Annotated in this window: 16 protein-coding genes and 1 pseudogene; 2 read left to right on the top strand and 15 right to left on the bottom strand. The window is 71.3% G+C overall.

Annotated features, from left to right (window positions below; translation table 11 throughout):
* Positions 1–18: 18 nt before the first annotated feature.
* Both OG758_RS36235 and OG758_RS36230 read right to left on the bottom strand, forming a co-directional pair.
* Positions 19–885, bottom strand: coding sequence for an esterase/lipase family protein (locus OG758_RS36235; RefSeq protein WP_326713757.1), 867 nt, complete (start codon positions 883–885; stop codon positions 19–21).
* A 172-nt stretch (positions 886–1,057) separates the two neighbouring features.
* The gene (locus OG758_RS36230; RefSeq protein WP_326713756.1) at positions 1,058–1,504 is read right to left on the bottom strand and encodes a MarR family winged helix-turn-helix transcriptional regulator; all 447 of its coding nucleotides are present in this window, start codon (positions 1,502–1,504) and stop codon (positions 1,058–1,060) included.
* A gap of 108 nt (positions 1,505–1,612) precedes the next feature.
* On the opposite strand from OG758_RS36230, the gene OG758_RS36225 reads away from it, so the two are divergent.
* Positions 1,613–1,987, top strand: coding sequence for a cupin domain-containing protein (locus tag OG758_RS36225; protein ID WP_326713755.1), 375 nt, complete (start codon positions 1,613–1,615; stop codon positions 1,985–1,987).
* A gap of 4 nt (positions 1,988–1,991) precedes the next feature.
* On the opposite strand, the gene OG758_RS36220 is transcribed toward OG758_RS36225, so the two are convergent.
* A complete protein-coding gene (locus tag OG758_RS36220) occupies positions 1,992–2,966 on the bottom strand; it encodes a DNA polymerase Y family protein (RefSeq protein ID WP_326713754.1) in 975 nt (324 codons plus the stop codon).
* Complete coding sequence (locus OG758_RS36215) at positions 2,963–6,493, bottom strand: DNA polymerase III subunit alpha (protein WP_326713753.1); 3,531 nt, start codon at positions 6,491–6,493, stop codon at positions 2,963–2,965. The genes OG758_RS36220 and OG758_RS36215 overlap by 4 nt, the downstream gene beginning before the upstream one ends.
* Before the next feature lie 384 nt (positions 6,494–6,877).
* On the opposite strand from OG758_RS36215, the pseudogene OG758_RS49150 reads away from it, so the two are divergent.
* Positions 6,878–7,198: pseudogene (locus OG758_RS49150) on the top strand (DUF3533 domain-containing protein); the annotation flags it as partial.
* 60 nt (positions 7,199–7,258) lie between these two features.
* Here the strand turns inward: OG758_RS49150 and OG758_RS36205 are convergent.
* The 11 genes from OG758_RS36205 to OG758_RS36155 form a co-directional block, all read right to left on the bottom strand.
* Positions 7,259–8,341, bottom strand: coding sequence for a S1 family peptidase (locus OG758_RS36205; RefSeq protein ID WP_326713752.1), 1,083 nt, complete (start codon positions 8,339–8,341; stop codon positions 7,259–7,261).
* 237 nt (positions 8,342–8,578) lie between these two features.
* Positions 8,579–9,412, bottom strand: coding sequence for a slipin family protein (locus OG758_RS36200; RefSeq protein WP_326713751.1), 834 nt, complete (start codon positions 9,410–9,412; stop codon positions 8,579–8,581).
* Between the two features lie 203 nt (positions 9,413–9,615).
* A complete protein-coding gene (locus OG758_RS36195; protein WP_326713750.1) occupies positions 9,616–10,521 on the bottom strand; it encodes a S1 family peptidase in 906 nt (301 codons plus the stop codon).
* Positions 10,522–10,777: 256 nt separating this feature from the next.
* Complete coding sequence (locus OG758_RS36190) at positions 10,778–11,566, bottom strand: DUF1684 domain-containing protein (RefSeq protein ID WP_326713749.1); 789 nt, start codon at positions 11,564–11,566, stop codon at positions 10,778–10,780.
* Complete coding sequence (locus tag OG758_RS36185) at positions 11,563–12,921, bottom strand: NtaA/DmoA family FMN-dependent monooxygenase (protein WP_326713748.1); 1,359 nt, start codon at positions 12,919–12,921, stop codon at positions 11,563–11,565. Before OG758_RS36185 ends, OG758_RS36190 begins: the two co-directional genes overlap by 4 nt.
* The gene (locus OG758_RS36180) at positions 12,918–14,000 is read right to left on the bottom strand and encodes an LLM class flavin-dependent oxidoreductase (RefSeq protein ID WP_326713747.1); all 1,083 of its coding nucleotides are present in this window, start codon (positions 13,998–14,000) and stop codon (positions 12,918–12,920) included. The genes OG758_RS36185 and OG758_RS36180 overlap by 4 nt, the downstream gene beginning before the upstream one ends.
* Positions 14,001–14,047: 47 nt before the next feature.
* Positions 14,048–15,019 (bottom strand): ABC transporter substrate-binding protein, encoded by a 972-nt coding sequence (locus OG758_RS36175; protein ID WP_326713746.1) that lies wholly within the window; start codon positions 15,017–15,019, stop codon positions 14,048–14,050.
* Between the two features lie 59 nt (positions 15,020–15,078).
* Positions 15,079–15,858: an amino acid ABC transporter ATP-binding protein gene (locus OG758_RS36170; protein ID WP_326713745.1), complete on the bottom strand. Its 780-nt coding sequence runs from the start codon at positions 15,856–15,858 to the stop codon at positions 15,079–15,081.
* Positions 15,855–16,751, bottom strand: a complete 897-nt coding sequence (locus tag OG758_RS36165; protein ID WP_326713744.1) for an amino acid ABC transporter permease — start codon at positions 16,749–16,751, stop codon at positions 15,855–15,857. The genes OG758_RS36170 and OG758_RS36165 overlap by 4 nt, the downstream gene beginning before the upstream one ends.
* A gap of 45 nt (positions 16,752–16,796) precedes the next feature.
* Positions 16,797–18,554 carry an FAD/NAD(P)-binding protein gene (locus OG758_RS36160; protein WP_326713743.1) on the bottom strand — a complete coding sequence of 586 codons (1,758 nt, stop codon included), beginning with the start codon at positions 18,552–18,554 and terminating at the stop codon, positions 16,797–16,799.
* Positions 18,551–19,417 carry an amino acid ABC transporter permease gene (locus OG758_RS36155; protein ID WP_326713742.1) on the bottom strand — a complete coding sequence of 289 codons (867 nt, stop codon included), beginning with the start codon at positions 19,415–19,417 and terminating at the stop codon, positions 18,551–18,553. Before OG758_RS36155 ends, OG758_RS36160 begins: the two co-directional genes overlap by 4 nt.
* Between the last annotated feature and the right edge of the window lie 69 nt (positions 19,418–19,486).

Here is a 19,486-nt window from a genome sequence, read left to right as displayed (position 1 = left end):
TTTCTCGCTGCTCCGGGCTCAACTCACCGCCGAGGCGCAGGTGGTGGGGCTGGCGTGGGCCGGGTCGAGGGCGTTCGCGACCTCGTGGAAGGCGACGCGGTCGATGGTGCCGATGGCGACGTGCTCGGACAGGTCGACGGCGCACAGGTCCTGGAGCTTGACGTTGTGGACGTCGGGGCCGCTCAGGAACTGCGTGCCGTACGGGGTGACGACCTCGTCGTACTTGGTCGCGATGACGGTGTAGTGGACGCCGGGGACGGTGTCCCCGCCCTGGTTGAGCTTGGTGATGAACGGGGAGCCCGCCATCTGGTCGGCGAGGCCGGGGGTGGCGAGGGTCAGCAGGTCACCGGCCCCGGGGAAGTACGGCAGGAGATTGGTCAGGCCGTTCAGGGTGGTGCCGTGGTTGTCGGGTGCGACACCGACGAGGGAGTTCACCTTCGCGGCGCCGCCGAGGAACTTGAGGTAGTAGCGGGGCATCATGCCGCCCTGCGAGTGGCCGACGAGGTCGGCCTTGGGGGCGCCGGTGGCGGCGAGCACCTTGTCGACGAACGTGTCGAGCTGGCCCGCCGACTTGTCGATCGGGCCGAGGCCGTTGAACAGCGGGACGCCGGGCAGCTGTCCGTAGTCGAGCGAGAAGACGCAGTAGCCGCGGTTCACCAGGTAGGGGGCGAGGACGAGCCAGTTGTCGACGGAGTTCCCGAAGGTGCCGTGGACGAGGACCACGGGGCGCGGGTGGGCGGCGGACGGCTTGCAGTTGTAGTTGTTCCAGCCGCTGCTGGGGGCGGTGTCGGCGTGGGCGGCGGCGGGGACCGCGGTGGCCGCGGCCGTGAGCAGCAGGGCCGCGGTCAGGGATCTGACCGCACGTTTCCAGTTCCGGGGCAGCATCGTGTGATCTCCTTGCGGCTCAAGGGAGTGGCGATGTGGGGTGCGTGCCCTGTGATCCGGATCACGAGGATGCCGTACTGCCAGTAAATTACGCGCCAGTAGTAAAAGAGTGAAGTTACGCGTCAGTAAAAACTCTCCGTGTCGACTGGATGCTCCTGATGCTGACGCGATGTCACCAGGTGGGCCTGATGGGCCCGTCGGGCGCGACGGCGGTCAACTGGTCGAGCAACTCCCGGGCCTTGCGCTCGCCGAGCCGCTCGACCCACGGTCGCACCGCGTCGGCGGCGGACTCCTCCGCGGCGTGCGCGCACGCCCAGCCGCGTTCGGTCATGACGACGAGCCGGGCGCGGGCGTCGTCCGGGTGGGGCCGGCGCTCGGCGTAGCCCTTGCGCACCAGCTCGTCGACGAGCTGGCTCGCGGCCTGCTTGGTGACCCCCAGATGCGCGGCGAGGTCGGTGGCGGTCGCGCCGCCCCGGGAGAGCCGCGTGAACGCGAATCCGTGCGCGGGCCGCAGCCCCTCGAAGCCGCGAGCGACGACCCCTTCGTGGATGCGTTGCGTCAGCTCACCGGCAGCGGAGAGCAGTGCGGCGGAGAGGGCCATGGCCTGGGAGTTCTGCACGGAGCCATTCAAACACCCTTGACGATTTGGTCAAGCAGCCTGACTATGTAGTCAAGCCACTTGACCACTTGAGCCGCCACTTGGCCGGCTGAACCACTGGGAGTCGCCATGCCAGTCATCCGCGCATCCGAGGCCGCCGTCCATGAGATGCACGGCGTCCGCTTCGTCTCGTACGCCAAGCCCGCCACCGGCAGCAAGGAGCTGTGCGCCTGGCGGGCCGAGATCCCTGCGGGCACCCCGGGCGTCGCCCACACGGTGTCCCGCGAGGAGATCCTGCACGTGCTCAGCGGCAGCCTGCGCTTCACGGTCGACGGGCGCACGGACACGCTCGCCGCCGGCGACACCGCGATCGTCAATCCGGGCGCGACCCTCACCGTCGAGAACCCGGGCGACCTGCCCGCCACCATGTGGGTCACGACGTCCGTGGGCCTGGAGGCCACGCTGGCGGACGGCACGCGCGTCACGCCGCCCTGGGCTCAGTAGGGGCTCACGCCGCGAGCCGACCGGGCACGATCGCCCCGGGTCCGAACCGCGCCCGGGCCCGGTCGGCCACCGCCTCCAGCGCCCGCGCCTTCTCGTCCGCGGGGTCGAAGGTCAGCTGGCGGGCGGAACCCTCCACCGGGCGGAGCCCCTCCGCCCGCAGACCGAGCGCCCGCACCCTGGCCCGCTGCAGACCGAGCGCCTCGTACATCCGGTACGCGGCCGTGGACAGCGCGGTCGTGTGCGCGGTGGGCTCGGGGAGCGTACGACTGCGGGTCGTCGCGGACCGGTCCGCGTAGCGCACGGTGAGGGTCAGCGAGCGGCACACCTGCTTCCCGTCGCGGAGCCGGGCGCCCAGCTCGTCGGCGAGGGACAGCAGGGCGCGGCGGTGCCGGTACGGGTCGAGTTCGTCGCGCGGGAAGGGGCGCTCGGCGGCGGTGGACCGCGTGGCGGCGTTGGGGGTGACCCGGGTGCGGTCGACGCCGCGTGCCTTCTCGTGCAGTTCACGGCCGATGCGGGCGGTGGTGAGCCGTTGCAGGGTGCCTTGCGGGGCGGCGGCCACCCGGCCGAGGGTGTCGAGCCCGTACTCGCACAGGGTGCGGGCGGTGGCGGCGCCGACGCCGGGCAGCGCGGCGACCGGCTGCCCGGCGAGGAACTCCGCCACGGTGCCGGGGTCCCCCGGCACCACCCTGGTCACCCCGGGCGAGGCCGTCCGCGCCGCCATCCGCGCCAGCATCGGGCCGGGGCCCGCACCGATCACGCACTCCACCCCGTACAGGGCGAGCGCCCGCACCCTGATCACCGCGGCGAGTTCGACGGCGTCCCGCCCGAAGTAGCGCACCGCCCCACCCAGGTCCACGAGGGCGGCGTCGGGCGGCAGCGCCTCGACCGTCGGGCTGAACTCGCCCAGCAGGGCGATCAGTTGAGGCAGCGCCGCCTCGTACATGGGCAGCAGCCGGAACCGTACGTAAAGAGTCGTCATCCCGCGCTCCCGGGGCTCTGGTGCCACAGTTTGCGCGGTGGTCCGGACTGGCCGTCGCCCGCCGGGCGCAGGTCCGCCCAGGGGTGCATCTCGTATCCGGTGGCCATGCGGATGCGGCGGCCGTCGACCGGGTCGTCCCCGTCGGACGGCGGCTGTTCGGGCGGCTCCGCCAGGCGCAGCGCCACCGCGTCGAGGCCGCCTTCCCTGCGGACCTCGACCAGGTCGGCGAGGTTCCACGCGGCCGCGCCCACCACGCTGAGGCTGCGCGGGCCGCGCCGCTGGACCGTGCCGCGGACGAGGAGCAGCCACGAGTGGAAGACGGTGTGCGCGCACGCGGCGTGCGCGTCGTCGAAGAAGGCCAGGTCGACCAGGCCCGTGCCGTCGTCGAGGGTCGTGAAGATGACACGCTTGCCGGAGCGGATCGGCGGGGTCTGGGTGGCCACCTTGGCGCCCGCGACCAGGACGACCCTGCCGTGCTCGGCCTCGCGCAGACGGCGCGCCGTCAGCACCCCCAGCTCCTCGAGGAACTTCTCGTGGTCGCCCATGAGATGGCGGGACGCGTCCATGCCGAGGACACCGAGTTCGGCGCTGAGCCGCTCGGCGTCGCCGAGGTCGGGCAGGCCGGCCGGCGCGGTCCCTTGGCCGCCGGACAGGGGAAGTTGGGCGCCGCGGGCACCCCGGGACCCGCGCGTTCCCCGGTGCAGTTCCGTCAGGTGCAGTTGCAGGTCACGCCGGTTGGCGCCGAACGCGTCGAGCCCGCCGACCTGGGCGAGCCGCTGCGCGAGCGGCCGGCTGGGCCTCGCCCGCTCCCAGAAGTCGAGCAGCGAGGAGTACGGCTGCCCCTCCTCGATGCGGGCCGCCTCGGCCTCGCTGATGCCGTGCACGTCGGAGAGCGCGAGCCGCACGCCCCACTTCTCCTCTTTGTGACCGCCGTCCTTGTGACCGCCGTCCTTGCGACCGCCCCTCGTGTGGTCACCACTCCCTTTATCAGACACCAGTTCGATACGGTGAGCGACCGCGGACTTGTTCACGTCCAGCGGAAGGACCGGCACCCCGCGCCGCCGCGCGTCCGCGAGGATCAGCCGCTTCGGGTACATCCCGGGGTCGTGCGTGAGCAACCCCGCGTAGAACGCGGCCGGGTGATGAGCCTTCAGCCACGCCGACTGATAGGTCGGCACCGCGAAGGCGACGGCGTGCGCCTTGCAGAACCCGTACGACCCGAAGGCCTCGACGATCTCCCAGGTGCGGGCGATGGTCTCGGCGTCGTATCCGTGCGCCGCCGCCTGCTGCGCGAACCAGAACCGGATGCGCCCCTGTGAATCGGGGTCGGACAGCCCCCGCCTGACCCGGTCCGCCTCGTCGCGGCCGCATCCCGTCATGATGTTCACGATCTCGATGATCTGCTCGTGGAAGACGACGACCCCGTACGTCTCCTTCAGGGGCCCTTCCAGGTCGCGGTGCGGATAGCGGACCGGGGCGCGCCCGTGCCGCGCCTCGATGAACGGCCGCACCATGTCGGCGGCGACGGGACCCGGGCGGAACAGCGAGATGTCCACCACGAGGTCGTGGAAGGTGGCCGGCTGGAGCCGTCCCACCAGGTCCCGCTGGCCCGGCGACTCGATCTGGAAACAGCCCAGCGTCTCGGCGGACTTGATGAGCCGGTACGTCTCCGGGTCACCGGGCGCCACCGCGTCCAGGTCCACCGTGGAGCCGGTCGCCCGCTCGGTCTCCGCGACCGCGTGTGCCATCGCCGACTGCATCCGCACCCCGAGGACGTCGAGCTTGAGCAGGCCGAGGTCCTCGACGTCCTCCTTGTCGAACTGCGACATGGGGAAGCCCTCTCCGCTGGTCGGCATGACGGGCGTACGGGCGAGCAGTGAGGCGTCCGAGAGCAGCACCCCGCACGGGTGCATGGCGATACCGCGCGGCAGCGCGTCGAGCGCCTCGACCAGCTCCCACATGCGTCCGTACCTGTCCCCGCCCTGCCTGGACTCCCCTGCCAGTTCCCGCAGTTCGGGCAGTTCCTCCAGTGCGGCCCGCGCGTCGCGGGCCCTGATGTGCGGGAAGGACTTGGCGATCCGGTCGATGTCGGCCGGGTCCATGGACAGGGCGGCGCCCACATCGCGTACGGCATGGCGGACGCGGTACGTCTCCGGCATCGAGACGGTCGCGACGCGCTCGGCGCCGAACCGGCCGAGGATCGCCCGGTAGACCTCCAGGCGCCGGGCCGACTCCACGTCGATGTCGATGTCGGGCAGGACGGAGCGGCGCTTGGACAGGAACCGCTCCATGAGGAGGCCGTGTTCGACCGGGTCCGCGTGCGCGATGCCGAGCAGATGGTTGACCAGGGACCCGGCGCCGGAGCCGCGCGCGGCGACCCGGATGCCCATGTCCCTCACGTCGTCGACGACTTGGGACACCGTCAGGAAGTACGTGGCGAAGTCGTGGTGGGCGATGATGTCCAACTCGCGGTGCATCCGCTCCCAGTACTCCCGCTTCCGGTCGTACCCGAGGCGCAGCATCCCCGCCGCCGCCCGCGACGCGAGGACCCGCTGCGCGGTGCGGCGGCCGGCGCCGACGAGCCGCGGTTCGGGGAAGTGCACGGAGCCGATGCCGAGGTCGTCCTCGGGATCGACGCGGCATTCCGCAGCCGCGGTGTTGGTCTGTTCGAGAAGCCGGTACGCGGCGTCGCGGCGGAAGCCCGCCGCCTCCACCACCCGTTCGGCCGTCATCAGCATGGCGTCGGCGTCCTTCAGCCAGCGCTCTCCGCTGTCGAGTTCCTTCCGGGGGTCGACCGGGACGAGGCGGCGCGCGGCGTCGAGGACGTCGGCGACCGGACCGAGGCCCGGGTCGGCGTACCGGACGTCGTTGGTGAGGACGGGGCGGATGCCCTGTTCGGCGGCGAAGCCGACGGTGCGGGCGGCCAGGCGCAGGGATCCGGGGCCCGTGCCCTCGCGGCCGTGGTGGACGACTTCGAGGCGCAGGGCGTCGCCGTAGATCTCGCGCCAGGGGGCGAGGAGGCGCGCGGCCCGGTCGGGGCGGCCCGCGGCGAGCGCGCGGCCGACGTCGGACGCGGGTCCGAGCAGCACGGTCAGGCCGTCGCCGTGATTGTTCTCCCAGGTCAGCCGGGTCTCACCGGCGGCGTGGGCGGCGGTGACCAGACGGCACAGGGAGGCCCAGCCCCTCGCTCCGTCGCGGGCGAGGAAGGTCACGCGCGGGGTCGACTCGTCGATGAAGGCACCGCCGCGCACGGGCTGCCTGCGCCGCTCGGCCGGGGCGTGGCCCGGCGCGGCCGGTCCGGTCGGCGGGGGGCCGCTCACCGCGAGGTCCGTCCCGAACAGCGGCCGTACCCCTGCCTTGGCACAGGCCTTGGCGAACCTGACCGAGCCCGCGAGGGTGTCCCGGTCGGTGAGGGCGAGCGCGTCCATGCCCCGCTCGGAGGCACGCCCGGCCAGCCGCTCCGGGTGCGAGGCCCCGTATCTGAGGGAGAACCCGGAAACGGTGTGCAAATGCGTGAACCCTGGCACACGCACCTCCTGCACACCTCGAACCGACCTGCTCTCGCCTCCCCACCACCACCATAGACCAAGTATCGAACGCATGTACGACATCCGAGCGGGGTCGCTGCCTCAGGCACCCGTTCAGCCCCACCCCGCCTGCGTACGGACCGGGCTCCCCGGACCGTGAGGGCATGACCCAGACAGCCGACACCCCGCCCGGGCCCCCGCGCGGGTCCTTCCTCGACGAGGTGAAGAGCGCCGTCACACCGCGGGCCGCGCTGCTCGTCATCGGCCCGATCGCCCTCCAGCTGCTCTTCATCGCTTCCTACGCAGGGGCCCTGCACAACCCGAAGCCGAAGGACGTGGCGTTCGGTGCCGCCGCGCCGGTCCCGGCCGTCGCGGGCCGCGGCCGCGCTCTTCGGCATCGTGGGCATCGTGGGCATCGGCCTGGCGATCCTGCTCGTGGTGGTCGCGGGCAACCCGAGCGCGGGCGGCGCCTTCCCGCTGCCGGTGCTGCCGCCCTTCTGGAAGGCGATCGGCCCGGCACTGCCGCCGGGCGCGGGCACCTGGGTGGCCCGCTCCATCGCCTGCTCCAAGGGCAACGCGGTCACCGGGCCGCTTCTGGTGCCGGCCGCGTGGGCGGTCGCCGGCATCGTGATCACGATGGCCGCCTCCGTGTTCCGCGGCAGGCGGAAGCCGGGCCCCGGGGCGTCCCGGACACTCAGAACGTGAGGGGCCGGCCCGTCGATGACGAGCAGGCCCCCTGCGTCGTGCTGTCGCGCTGTCGCTACGTCAGCCGATCTCGGCGCCGAACGTGGACAGCGCCTCCGTCACCGGCTGGAAGAAGGTCTCCCCGCCGGAGGTGCAGTCGCCGCTGCCGCCCGAGGTGAGGCCGATCGCGGTGTCGCCCGAGAAGAGCGAGCCGCCACTGTCGCCGGGCTCGGCGCAGACGTCGGTCTGGATGAGTCCGTTGACGACGTCGCCGTTGCCGTAGTTCACGGTGGCGTCCACGCCGGTGACGGAGCCGTCGTGGACCTGGGTCGTGGAGCCGCTGCGGGTCACCTTCATGCCGACGGTCGCGTCGCCCGCCTTGGTGATCGGCTGCGTGGAGCCGTTGTAGAGGTCGACCTCGCTCGGGTGCTCGACGCCGGCGGTGTACTTGACCAGACCGAAGTCGTTGTCCGGGAAGCTGGACTGCTCGTTCTTGCCGATCTCCTGGCCGTTGGAGTCCGACCAGGTCGAGATCGCCTCGGTGCAGTGGCCGGCCGTGATGAAGTACGGCTGGCCGCCCTTGACCACGTTGAAGCCGAGGGAGCACCGGCCGCCGCTGCCGGTGATGGCGTCACCGCCCGCGATGAGGGGCTTGAACTCCCCCTTGGTGCGCCGGAGTTCGGCCTTGGAGCCGAGGCCGTCGACGACCTTGCCGAGCTTGTTCCACGCGGTGGCGTCGACCGTGCGGTCGGCGGTGACGACGACCTTGTTGGTGGCCGGGTCGACCGCCCACGAGGTGCCGGGGATCGTCGCGTCCTGCTTCAGGGTGGTGCGGGCGCCCTTGAGTTCGGCCAGGGAGTTCTCGACGACTCTGGCCTTGGCTCCGGCCGCCCGCGCGATGTCCGCCGCATCCTTGTTCAGGACGTTCACGACGAGGTGCTTGGCCTTGGCGTCGTAGTACGTCCCCGCCGAGTCCGCGCCGAGGTCCTTGGTCAGGGACGAGGCGAGATTTCCGGCCTTCGCGATCGACAGGGTCTGCGGGGCCACATCAGGGGTGTCCGTGCTCGCGTTCGCAGTCTGGAAGGTGACTCCCGCGGCGACCAGGGCGGCGATGCCCGCTCCTACCGCGGCGGCACGCCGCTTGGGTATGCGTCGGTGCTTCAACTCTCGTCCTCCTGTGGGGGGTCGGAACCGACCGCTGTGGGGTGAGCCGGTCCCGTAGGTTGACGCGCCCACTATCCCGACGGCCACAGGGGACACACAAGGTCGACTTCAGGACGCGCATGCGACTGACGCTATGCGCTCCCCCGGCCGCGTGCACCCCCGTCACACGCCTGTCGCACCACGTCGGTTCCCACTGCAAACACTCCGCGCAGAGGGGCGATCCGCAAAGGGTGAGGTCTAGTCCTGTCCTGATTCCGATGTCACGGGGCCGGGAACCGGCGGTTGTTCGGCGCCTGGCTGCCGCACCGCGTCCCCCGGCGTCGCCCGCTCCAGGAAGCGCAGGAGCTCCACCGGGAAGGGCAGTACAAGGGTCGAGTTCTTCTCGGCTGCGACGGCCACCACGGTCTGCAGAAGCCGGAGTTGGAGCGCCGCGGGCTGTTCGGACATCTCAGCGGCGGCCTCGGCGAGCTTCCTGGAGGCCTGGAGTTCGGCGTCGGCGTTGATGATCCGGGCGCGCCGCTCGCGCTCCGCCTCGGCCTGCCGCGACATCGAGCGCTTCATGGTCTCGGGCAGCGACACGTCCTTGATCTCGACGCGGTCGATCTGCACGCCCCAGCCGACGGCGGGGCTGTCGATCATCAACTCGAGTCCCTGGTTGAGCTGTTCGCGGTTCGAGAGGAGGTCGTCGAGGTCGCTCTTGCCGATGATGGACCGCAGTGACGTCTGAGCCATCTGGGAGACGGCGAACCGGTAGTCCTCCACCTGTACGACGGCCTCGGACGCGTCGATCACCTTGAAGTAGATGACGGCGTCGACCCGCACCGTGACGTTGTCTCGGGTGATGCCGTCCTGCGCGGGCACCGGCATCGTGACAATCTGCATGTTGACCTTACGGAGCCGGTCCACGAACGGCAGGATCATCGTGAACCCCGGACCGCGCACATCCGGTCGCAGCCGCCCCAGCCGGAAGACCACTCCCCGTTCGTACTGTTTGACGACGCGCGCCGCCGCCGTCGCGTAGATCACCAGGACGGACGCGGCGGCGGCTCCCGCCAGCAGCTCTTCGACCATGGAGGCCTCCAGGGTTCGGACCCAGGCACTCAGACAGGCTTTTCGAAGGTGGCGCTTCTCGAAGGTGACGCTTTCAACGGTTTCTCCTTCGAAGGTAACTCCGCAACGCGCACAAGGGCGAGCCCCCGCACGGCAGTTGCCGTGCGGGGGCTCCCTGCTGCCGGCCGCAGATCAGGCTGTATCCGTCAACCGACGGACACGGATCAGTAGACGCTCACTCCGTACGCACTCAGCGCCTCGGTGACCGGCTGGAAGAAGGTCGTCCCGCCGGAGGTGCAGTCGCCGCTGCCGCCGGAGGTCAGGCCGTACGCGGTGGAGCCGCCGTAGAGCGGGCCGCCGGAGTCGCCGGGCTCGGCGCAGACCGTGGTCTGGATGAGGCCGGAGACGATGTCGCCGCCGCCGTAGTTCACGGTGGCGTTGAGCGCGGTGACGCGGCCGCTGTGGATACCGGTGGTCGAGCCGCGCCGGGTGACCGTGGTCCCCACGGACGGCGTGGCCGCACCGGTGATGTCCTGGCTGCCGACCGTTCCGGGCGGGGTCCCCGTGGTGCTGTACCTGACGATGCCGTAGTCGTTGCCCGGGAAGCTGGATCCCGCGGTCGACCCGATCGTCGTCGAGTGGGACGAGTTCGACCACCAGGTGCCGGCGCCGTCGGTGCAGTGGCCCGCGGTCAGGAAGTAGTAGGTGCTGCCCGAGCGGACGTTGAAGCCGAGCGAGCAGCGCCAGCTACTCGCATAGATGGCGTCGCCGCCGGAGACCAGCTTCTTGAGCGTGCCGGGGGTGCGCTCGATCTTCAGGGCGCCCGCGTTGCTGCCGGCCGCCTTCTGGATCCTGGCGATCTCGGCCCGGGAGACCGTGCTGTCGGCGGTGACGACGACCTGCTTGGTCTTCTGGTCGACCGCCCAGGCGGTGCCGGGTACATCGGACTTCAGGACGGACGTGCCGGCCTGGGTGAGCTGGGTCGCGCTGAAGGTGTGCGCGACGGGCGCGTCCGACGCGCTGGCCGTGGGGACGGTGAGTGCGCCGATGGCGACGAGTCCGGAGGCCACGGAGATCATCCGGGCGCGTCTCGCTATGCCACTGCGGGGGGTGGTGCGCTTGATCCTCACTGGTTCGTTCCTCCCGAGGGAAGTCGGGGGCCCGCGTGGGGTCGGGGCCCGTGAGGCGCAGCCAGCGGCCCGTCGTTCGGATTCCGGATTCCGGAATGTTCCGAAGATGCGGTGCCCCTGACAAGCGCTGCTCGGGAGTATTCGGCGTTTCAACTGACCGGCACAAGGGCGCCTTTCGGCCGTCCGACCGGTACATGTCCACATGCCCCGACGGCTGCTGCGGTGGTTCGCAGGCCGCCGGGGCTCGGCTCCTCTGTCAGACGGAGTGGCGGGCGACGAGGTTCCGTTCGCCGGCCTCGATCTTGACCGGCAGGGTGTTGCCGGGCGGCGGGAAGGGGCAGACGAAGTGGTCCGCGAAGGCGCAGGGCGGCAGCACCGCGCGGTTGAAGTCCACGCCCGTACGGCCTTCGGCGTCGGGCGCGGCGGGCCGCAGGAAGCGGAATCGGAAGGTCCCGTCGCCGCTGGTGGCGTCGGCGAACACGGCCCAGAGCGAGCCGTCCGCCTGCACGGCGACCTGGAGCGTGAGGTCCTGTCCGTCGAGGGTGAAGGCCAGTTCGCCATCGAGGCCGAGGCCGCGCTCCTTGCCGTCGGCGTTCTCCACGCGGACCGTGCGGCGGGTCTCGTACGGCGTGAAGCGGCCCTCGACCGTCCAGCGGGGGTCGTGGGCGGTGACCTCGATGCCGCGGAAGGCGCGCCGCGGCCCCGACTGCGGGTCGAAGTCACGTACGGCCCACAGGCCTTCACGCACGATCGCGACGAGGCGGCGCTCGCCGAGGCCGACCTGCGCGTCGCCCGTGAGCCGCACCTCACCGGTGAGCGGCTGTCCGTCGCGGGTGAGTCCGTCCTCGGGCGCGGCGGTCAGGACGACCTGGTCGCCGTCGGCCCGCCACTGCCCGGGAATGGCCGGAAGTTTGCCTTCCGGATAGTCGTCGAGCCAGTGGGTGCCGGTGAGGGCGAGCGGTCCGTAGGGCTCGGAGACGGACGCGGTCCGCTGCTCGTGCCACTGCTGCCAGGCGCCGGCTGCGCCGGTCGCGTCGTCGGTCATGCGGTCAGGCCTTCCTCGCGTGCGGGGCGTACGGGTTCATTCAGCCCCAGGTGGGAGCGCAGCGTCGTACCGGTGTATTCCGTGCGGTACGCCCCGCGTTCCTGGAGCAGGGGCACCACCTGGTCGACGAACTCGTCCAGGCCGCCCGGGGTCAGGTGCGGTACGAGGACGAAGCCGTCGGCCGCGTCGCTCTGCACGAACTCGTCGAGCTCGGCGGCGACGGCCTGCGGGGTGCCGATGAACGACTGGCGTGTGGTGGTCTCGATGACGGTCTGCCGGATGGACAGGCCCTTTGCGCGCGACAGGGCCCGCCACTCCTCGGCGACGGCACGGGGATCGCCGCGCTTGGTGCGGCCCTGCGAGAGCCCGGAGTCGACGACCGGATCGATGTCCGGCAGCGGCCCGTCGGGGTCGTACGAGGAGAGGTCGACGCCCCAGACCTGCTCCAGGGTGAGGAGCGCGTTCTGCGGGGACACCTGCTGGCGCCGGATCCCGGCGGCCCGCTCCTGGGCCTCGGCCGCGGTGTCGCCGAGGACGACGGTGACACCCGGCATGATCTTCAGGTCCTCGGTGGTGCGCCCGTGCTTCGCGAGCCGGCCCTTCACATCGGCGTAGAACTCGCGGCCCGCCTCCAGGGTGCCGTGCCGTGTGAAGATCACGTCGGCCGCCGACGCCGCGAACTCGCGCCCCTCGGGAGAGTCCCCGGCCTGGATGACGACCGGGTGCCCCTGCGGGGAGCGCGGCAGGGTGAACTCGCCCTCGATGTCGAAGTGTTGACCGGTGTGCGCGAAGGGGCGCGGCTGCCCCTCGGGCGTCCAGGAGTCCCACAGTTCGCGGGCCGTGGCGACGAACTCGGCGGCGCGCGTGTACCGGTCCGCCCGGTCGAGGTAGCCGCCGCGGCGGAAGTTCTCACCGGTGAAGGCGTCGGAGGAGGTGACGACGTTCCAGGCGGCGCGGCCCCCGCTGAGGTGGTCGAGCGTGGCGAACCTGCGGGCGATCTCGTAGGGCTCGTTGAACGTCGCGTTGACGGTCGCGGCGAGGCCGAGGCGCTCGGTGACGGCCGCGAGGGCGTTCAGGACGGTGAGGGACTCCGGCCGCCCGACGACGTCGAGGTCGTGGACGCGCCCCTTGTGCTCGCGCAGCCGCAGCCCCTCGGCGAGGAAGAAGAAGTCGAACAGGCCGCGCTCGGCAGTGCGGGCGAGGTGCTCGAAGGACGCGAAGTCGATCTGGGAGCGGGAGCGCGGATCGGTCCAGACGGTGGTGTTGTTGACCCCCGGGAAGTGGGCGGCCAAGTGGATGTGCTTGTTGTGCGGCCTCCGGCCGCGGGGCTTGTGCTGCTTGTCAGTTGAGGTCATGACGGCTCCCCCGCGAGCGCGGCGTACTGGTTGGCGGGCCGGGCGAGCCCCAGGTGCTCCCTGAAGGTGCTGCCCGGATAGAACGTGCGGAACAGGCCGCGGTGCTGGAGCAGCGGCACCGTGCCGTTGACGAGCCGCTCCAGGTCACGGCGCGGCTCGACCGGCGTGAGGTGGAAGCCGTCCACGGCGCCGGCGCGGTGCCAGGCGGTGACGAGGTCGGCGAGGTCGACCGGGCCGCCCCGGTAGAGCGGGCCGAGGTCGCTCGGCAGCGGCCCTCCCCCGCCGTGGCCGGGCACGGCCGCGTGCTCCCCGCCGCCGAGGTCGATGCGCAGCGCGGCCAGGACGCGCAGGGCGTCGGGATCGCGGCCGTACTCGGCGGCTCGGCGGCGCAGTCCGGCGCGGACGGCGGCGGCCTGCGCCGGGCCCGCCGCGTTCACCAGGGCGACGTCGGCGTGGCGGGCGGCGACGTCGTACGCGTGCTGCTGCGTGGCGTCGACGACCGTGACGGGGTGACCCTGCGGCGGCCGCGGCACGATGGAGGGGCCGCGTACGGAGAACGTGGCGCCCTGGAAGTCGACGTAGTGCAGCTTCTCCCGGTCGATGAAACGTCCGGTCGCCACGTCGCGGATCTCCGCGTCGTCCTCCCAGCTGTCCCACAACCGGGCTGCCACGTCGGCGACTTCACCGGCCTCGCCCCACAGCTCCGCGGCGGGCGCGGTGGCCCTGCGGCCGAAGAGGCGGGCTTCCTCCCCGGTGGCGGACACCTCGGGCCGCCAGCCGGCGCGGCCCCGGCTCACCCAGTCGAGGGTGGCGACGGCGGCCTGCACGTGGAAGGGCTCGGTGTGCGTGGTGGTGACGGTGGGGACGAGGCCGATGCGGGTGGTGGCCGGAGCGACCCGGGACAGCACGGCGAGGGCGTCGGGCCCGGGCCGGCCGAAGGAGTCCCCGAGGGTGACGAAGTCCAGGGCGCCGCGTTCCGCGAGGCGCGTGAGCGTGAGATACGGATCGGCGTCGTAGGTGTCGGGCTGGTCGACGGCCGCCGCGAGATGCAGCAGGCCGCGCCCGGTTGACGTAGTCATGAGCAGGTCCTTGGACGAGGAACGGAAGAACGGGGGCAGCGGGCGGGCTACGGCTTGGGCAGCCCGGGCGGGTTGATCTCCGACTTCTCGACCGCCTCGGTCGACAGGCCCCAGCGCTTCAGGACGCGCCCGTACGACCCGTCCTTGATCACGTGGTCGAGGGCGGCGGCGTACGCGTCGACGAGTCCGCTGTCCTTCTTCGTCGTGGCGGCGATCTTGCCCTGGATCTTGTCCCCGGCGCCGGAGAGCGTGCCGATGATCTGCGACCGGCCCGCGGACTCCACGTGGTAGGCGGCGCTGGGGCTCGGGCCGAGGTAGGCGTCGATGCGGCCCGACTGGAGAGCCAGGTAGTAGTCGGTGTCCTTCTGGAAGTACTTGATGGTGACCGGCTTCAGGCCCGCCTTCTCGTCCTGCTTGCTCCAGTCGACGAGGATCTTCTCCTGGTTGGTCCCGGAGGAGACGGCGATGGTCTTCCCGGCCACGTCCTTGGGTTCCTCGACCCGCCAGCTCGTGCCCTTCTTCGCCTCGAACGCGATGTTGTCGAGCCGGTAGGTCGCGAAGTCGTACTTCTCCTTGCGCTCCTCCGTGACGGTGACGTTCGAGAAGACGGCGTCGAACTTGCCGCTGTCGAGGCCGACGAAGAGGTTCTCCCAGGACACCGGGGAGAACTCGATCTTCAGGCCGAGCGTGTCGGCGACGAGGGTCGCGATGTCGATCTCGGAGCCGATGCGGGTCTTGTCGTCGGTGGCGTAGAAGCCGAGTGGCGGCGAGGCGTCGGCGCTGCCGCCGAGCCTGAGCGTGCCGCGCTTGCGCACCGCGGCCGGCAGCTCGGCCGCGATCGCGTCGACCTTCTTGGCGCGGATGCGGTGCTGGTCGGGCCCGATGTTGATGCCGCCCACCTTCTCGGAACCGCCCTTGCCGGTGCCGGTCGCGGCATCGCTGTCACCTCCGCAGGCGGTGAGCAGGGGCGCGGCCACGAGCGCGGCGACGGACAGGGCGAGGGTGCGGCGGGACAGCATGTGCGAACTCCTGGGTGAGAAAGGTGAGTTGGAAGGGAGAGTCGAAAGGGACGCGAAGGTCAGAGGACCTTGGAGAGGAACGCCTTCGTGCGGTCGTGGCGCGGTGCGTCCAGCACGTCGCCGGGGGCGCCCTGTTCGACGATGCGGCCCTCGTCCATGAAGACGACGGTGTCGGCGACCTCGCGGGCGAAGCCGATCTCGTGGGTGACGACGATCATCGTGGTGCCCTGGAGCGCCAGGTCCTTGATGACGTCGAGGACCTCGCCGACGAGTTCGGGGTCGAGCGCCGACGTCGGCTCGTCGAAGAGCAGCAGCTTCGGTTCGAGGGCCAGCGCGCGGGCGATGGCGACGCGCTGCTGCTGCCCGCCGGAGAGCTGCTTCGGGTAGGCGCCGGCCTTGTCGGCGAGCCCGACACGGTCGAGCAGCCTGCGCGCGCTGTCGAGCGCGTCCTTGCGGGGGCGCTTGAGAGCGGAGACCGGGGCCTCGGCGATGTTCTCCAGGACGGTGAGGTGCGGGAACAGGTTGAAGTTCTGGAAGACGAAGCCGATCTGGGTGCGCTGCTTGAGCACCTCGCGCTCGCGCAGCTCGTACAGCTTGTCGCCGGAGCGCCGGTAGCCGACGAGGGAGCCGTCGACGCTGATCCAGCCGCTGTCGACCTTCTCCAGATGGTTGATGGTGCGCAGCAGCGTGGACTTGCCGGAGCCCGACGGACCCAGGACGACGGTGACCTCGCCGGTACGCACCTCCAGATCGATGCCGCGCAGCACTTCCAGCGTGCCGAAGCTCTTGTGGACGGCCTTGATGTCGACCATGGTCCGGCCGGCGCCCGCGTCGCTCATCGGGTGGTTCCCTTCGAGAAGTGTCGTTCTACGTAGTGCTGGAGGACGGAGAGCGCGCTGGTCAGGAGCACGTACCAGACGGTGGCGACCATCAGGAGCGGGACCACGCGCCCGTTGCGGCCGTAGATGACCTGGACCTGGTAGAAGAGCTCTCCGATCGCCATGACGGAGACGATCGAGGTGCCCTTGAAGAGGGAGATCACCTCGTTGGCCGCGTTGGGCAGGATCGAGCGCATGGCCTGCGGCAGGACGATGCGGCGGATCTGCCGCAACCGGGGGATACCGAGCGCCGCCGCGGCCTCCAACTGGCCGCTGTCGACGGCCAGTACGCCGCCGCGCACGATCTCGGCGGCGTACGCGGCCTGGTGGAGCGCGAGCCCGAGGACGGCGGCGCTCATCGCGCCGACCAGGCCCATCGTGTCGAAGGAGAAGAAGCCGGGCCCGAAGGGGACGCCGAACTGCAACTCCTTGTACAGATACGCCAGGTTGAACCAGAAGAGCAGCTGGACGATCAGCGGGATCGAGCGGAACGCCCAGATGTAGCCGAAGGCGACGGCCTGGAGGAACCGGCTGGCCGACAGGCGCATGAAGGCCAGGACGATGCCGAGCGCGAATCCGAGCGCCGTTCCGTAGAACGTCAGCTGAAGGGTGACCCACACCGCCTTGAGGATCACGTCGGCGGTGAAGTAGTCGGCGAACACCCCCCATTCCCAGCCGGTGTTGGTGATGAATCCGTGCGCGAACTGGGCGAGCAGCACGGCGGTCGCGACGACGGCGGCCCAGCGCCAGGGGTGGCGGACGGGCACCACTTTCAGCGCGGCGTAGTCCTCTGCGCCGCCGGCGGTCTTGACTGATGTCGTTTTGTCGATGGGTGGATCACTGGTCAGGGACATGGGGGTTCCTCAAGAGGGCGGAAAGGTACGGGCGGGGGCCGGGGCTCAGGCTGCGGCGCGACAGGCGAGGTCGTGCAGGAACGCCAGGACCGCGCGGGCGGTGGCGTCGTTCTGCCGGAACGAGGGGCTGTTCGTGCGCGGCCGTGTGAACGCCCCGGCTCCGCGCGCGTTCGTGTGCGGGCCGAGCGCGAAGCGGCGCGGGTGTGCCGTGCCGTCGCGGTGCAGGACGCGCCCGTCCTCGGGGTCGACCGCGAGGAGCCCGGCCGGGGTCGCCCGTGCCCCCTCCTCGTACAGCTCGCGCAGGAGCTGGTCGCGGGTGCGGGCGAGCGTGGGGTGCGGCAGGCGGGCCTCGACGAGGGCGCGGGCCTCGATGACGGAGCCGGGCACGGTGGCGCTCGTGGCGCGGAAGACGCCGTCCTCGGCGGTGACCCGCATGTCCGCGCCGGCGAACTTCACGACGCCGGCCCGGGAGAGCGCGAGCAGTTGCCGCAGCCGCGGTCCGGGCGGCCCGGAGGCGAGATAGCTGAAGAAGCCGTGCCACCAGGACCCGATGTCGCCGAGCCGCACGACCTGCCCGTACACGGAGAGCAGACCGAGGAACACGGCGAGGTCGGGGCTGTGCACGGGGTCGTGGCGCCGTTCGAGGTCCGCGGTGATGTAGCCGCGCAGCCCGTCCTGGAGTTCCTCGTACGAGGTGTGGCGTACGCCGTCCAGCGGGTGGTCGAGTGCCGTGAGGTCGAGGCGGTCCGCCGGGTCGGGCACGGCGGAGGCCACGAGGGCCTGGAGTTCGGCGCTCAGCGGTTCGGCGGCGGCGTACTTCTCCTCGAAGTCGGCCCAGGCGACGGCGGTGCGCTCGGGGTGGGCGGCGAACAGGCGGTGGTAGTGGGCGAAGCCGAGTTCCTTGTCGATCAGGGGCCACACGTCGCGGCGGAAGTCGTAGCCGTCGGGGCGGGCGAGGAGTTCGTCGATCTGGGCCGGGCCGAGGAAGCGTGGCAGCGGCGGGCGCTCGCCGGTCCAGTCGTAGCCGATCTTGGAATGGTAGGGGATGCCGCGCCGCGAACCGACGTGCAGGACCGGCTCGCGTCCCGAGGGGAGGTAGGTGTCCCCCTCGTACCGTCCGCCGCGGCCCTCCGTCAGGAGCACCATCAGATCGACGAAGGCCAGGCCGAAGCCGCGGACGAGGACGTCCTCGCCGGGCGCGAGCGCGGACAGGTCACTGTCCGCGGTGAAGTCGGGCGGCAGGTGGACGAGTCCGTGCTCGCGTGCGTACGCGCCCAACTCCCGCTGCTCTTCGTCGAGTTCGGCGTCCAGGTGTCCCTGGGCGAGGATGACGGTGTCGGCGAGGAGAGGGCGGGCGCGCCCGTCGAGCCACACCTGCTGGCGGCCCTCGCGGGGGCCGCTGACGCGCAGGGCGCGGCGCGGGTGGTGCCGGACGGTGACGCCCGGCGGGAGCGCGGCCACGGACCGCTCGTACACCCAGCGCAGATAGGCCCCCTGGAGCTGCCGGTCGGCGAACGCGCGGCCGTCGAGGTCCGCCCACTCGTGCAGGGCGGGCCCGGGGAGTACCGGACCGTCGAGTTCGACCGTGTCGTCGGTGAACATCGTGACGTCCTGGGACTGCGAGTTCATCCAGAGCAGCGGGGACTGCGCCTGCCGCCAGACCCGTCCGCCGCCCGGCGGGAACGGGTCGACGAGATGGATGTCGAGTTCGAGCCCGGCGTACTCGGGTGCGTTCGCGGCGATCCGCTCCAGGACGCCGGTCCCCCGCGGACCGGCTCCCACGATCACCAGCGAGGGCCTCATCGGGAGCGCTCCGAACCGCGCGCGTAGTGCCGCTCGACGTAGAACTGGCCGGCGCTCAGGAGCGAGGTGACCACGACGTACCAGATGGTGGCGACCAGGAGCATCGGGATGACCTGGTAGGTGCGGTGGTAGACGAGCTGCACGGAGTAGAGCAGGTCCTGGACGGCGATGACACTGACGATGGAGGTGCCCTTGAGGGTGCCGATCAGCATGTTCCCGGCCGGCGGCACGATGGAGCGCATGGCCTGCGGCAGGATGATCCGCCGCCAGCGCCGCAGCCGGCTCAGCCCGAGCGCCTGCGCGGCCTCGATCTGCCCGCGGTCGACGGAGAGGATGCCGCCACGCACCACCTCGGCGGCGTACGCGGCCTCGTGCAGGGTGAGGCCGATGATGGCGACGGTGATCGGCCCGAACAGGTCGACGGTCCTGATGCCGAGGATGTGCGGGTACAGCGCCCCGATGTTGAACCAGAACAGCAACTGCACGAGGATCGGCATCGACCTGAACAGCCAGACGTAGCCCCAACTCACCGCGCGCAGGACGGGGTTGGCGGACAGACGCATGACGGCGAGCAGGGTTCCGAGGGCGAAGCCGAGCGCCATGACGAGGGCGGTCAGCCAGAGGGTGAGACCGAGGCCGCGCAGGACGGACGCCGATGTGAAGTAGTCGGCGACGACGTCCCACTGGAAGGCATCGTTGCGGATCACCGAGTTGGCGGCGAGCGCGAGGAGTACGAGGACGACGGCGGCGGCGAGCCACTGGCCGGTGCGGGGCCGGCGGACGATGCGGGGCTGTGCCTCACCGGTCTCGGCGGGCGGTCCGGCCGCGGCAGGCGCGGTCTTTGCGAGTGTGTTCGAGGACATGCGAAGGCTCCGTGGGCACTGGAATCCAGCACGGTCTTGCCTTCACACGGAACTTGCGGGCCGAGCCCC

The organism is Streptomyces sp. NBC_01474 (genome assembly GCF_035918215.1).
Lineage (GTDB): Bacteria > Actinomycetota > Actinomycetes > Streptomycetales > Streptomycetaceae > Streptomyces > Streptomyces aureus.
Note: the sequence above shows the minus strand (reverse complement) of the source record. Positions and strands in the feature narration are given on the sequence as shown.

Excerpts from the sequence above, each read along its gene's own strand:
- OG758_RS36190 (WP_326713749.1), bottom strand. The coding sequence starts at position 11,566 with ATGACCGACGACGCGACCGGCGCAGCCGGCGCCTGGCAGCAGTGGCAC.
- OG758_RS36175 (WP_326713746.1), bottom strand. The coding sequence starts at position 15,019 with ATGCTGTCCCGCCGCACCCTCGCCCTGTCCGTCGCCGCGCTCGTGGCC.
- OG758_RS36165 (WP_326713744.1), bottom strand. The coding sequence starts at position 16,751 with ATGTCCCTGACCAGTGATCCACCCATCGACAAAACGACATCAGTCAAG.
- OG758_RS36155 (WP_326713742.1), bottom strand. The coding sequence starts at position 19,417 with ATGTCCTCGAACACACTCGCAAAGACCGCGCCTGCCGCGGCCGGACCG.
- OG758_RS36160 (WP_326713743.1), bottom strand. The coding sequence starts at position 18,554 with ATGAGGCCCTCGCTGGTGATCGTGGGAGCCGGTCCGCGGGGGACCGGC.
- OG758_RS36235 (WP_326713757.1), bottom strand. The coding sequence starts at position 885 with ATGCTGCCCCGGAACTGGAAACGTGCGGTCAGATCCCTGACCGCGGCC.
- OG758_RS36185 (WP_326713748.1), bottom strand. The coding sequence starts at position 12,921 with ATGACCTCAACTGACAAGCAGCACAAGCCCCGCGGCCGGAGGCCGCAC.
- OG758_RS36170 (WP_326713745.1), bottom strand. The coding sequence starts at position 15,858 with ATGAGCGACGCGGGCGCCGGCCGGACCATGGTCGACATCAAGGCCGTC.
- OG758_RS36200 (WP_326713751.1), bottom strand. The coding sequence starts at position 9,412 with ATGGTCGAAGAGCTGCTGGCGGGAGCCGCCGCCGCGTCCGTCCTGGTG.
- OG758_RS36180 (WP_326713747.1), bottom strand. The coding sequence starts at position 14,000 with ATGACTACGTCAACCGGGCGCGGCCTGCTGCATCTCGCGGCGGCCGTC.
- OG758_RS36225 (WP_326713755.1), top strand. The coding sequence starts at position 1,613 with ATGCCAGTCATCCGCGCATCCGAGGCCGCCGTCCATGAGATGCACGGC.
- OG758_RS36220 (WP_326713754.1), bottom strand. The coding sequence starts at position 2,966 with ATGACGACTCTTTACGTACGGTTCCGGCTGCTGCCCATGTACGAGGCG.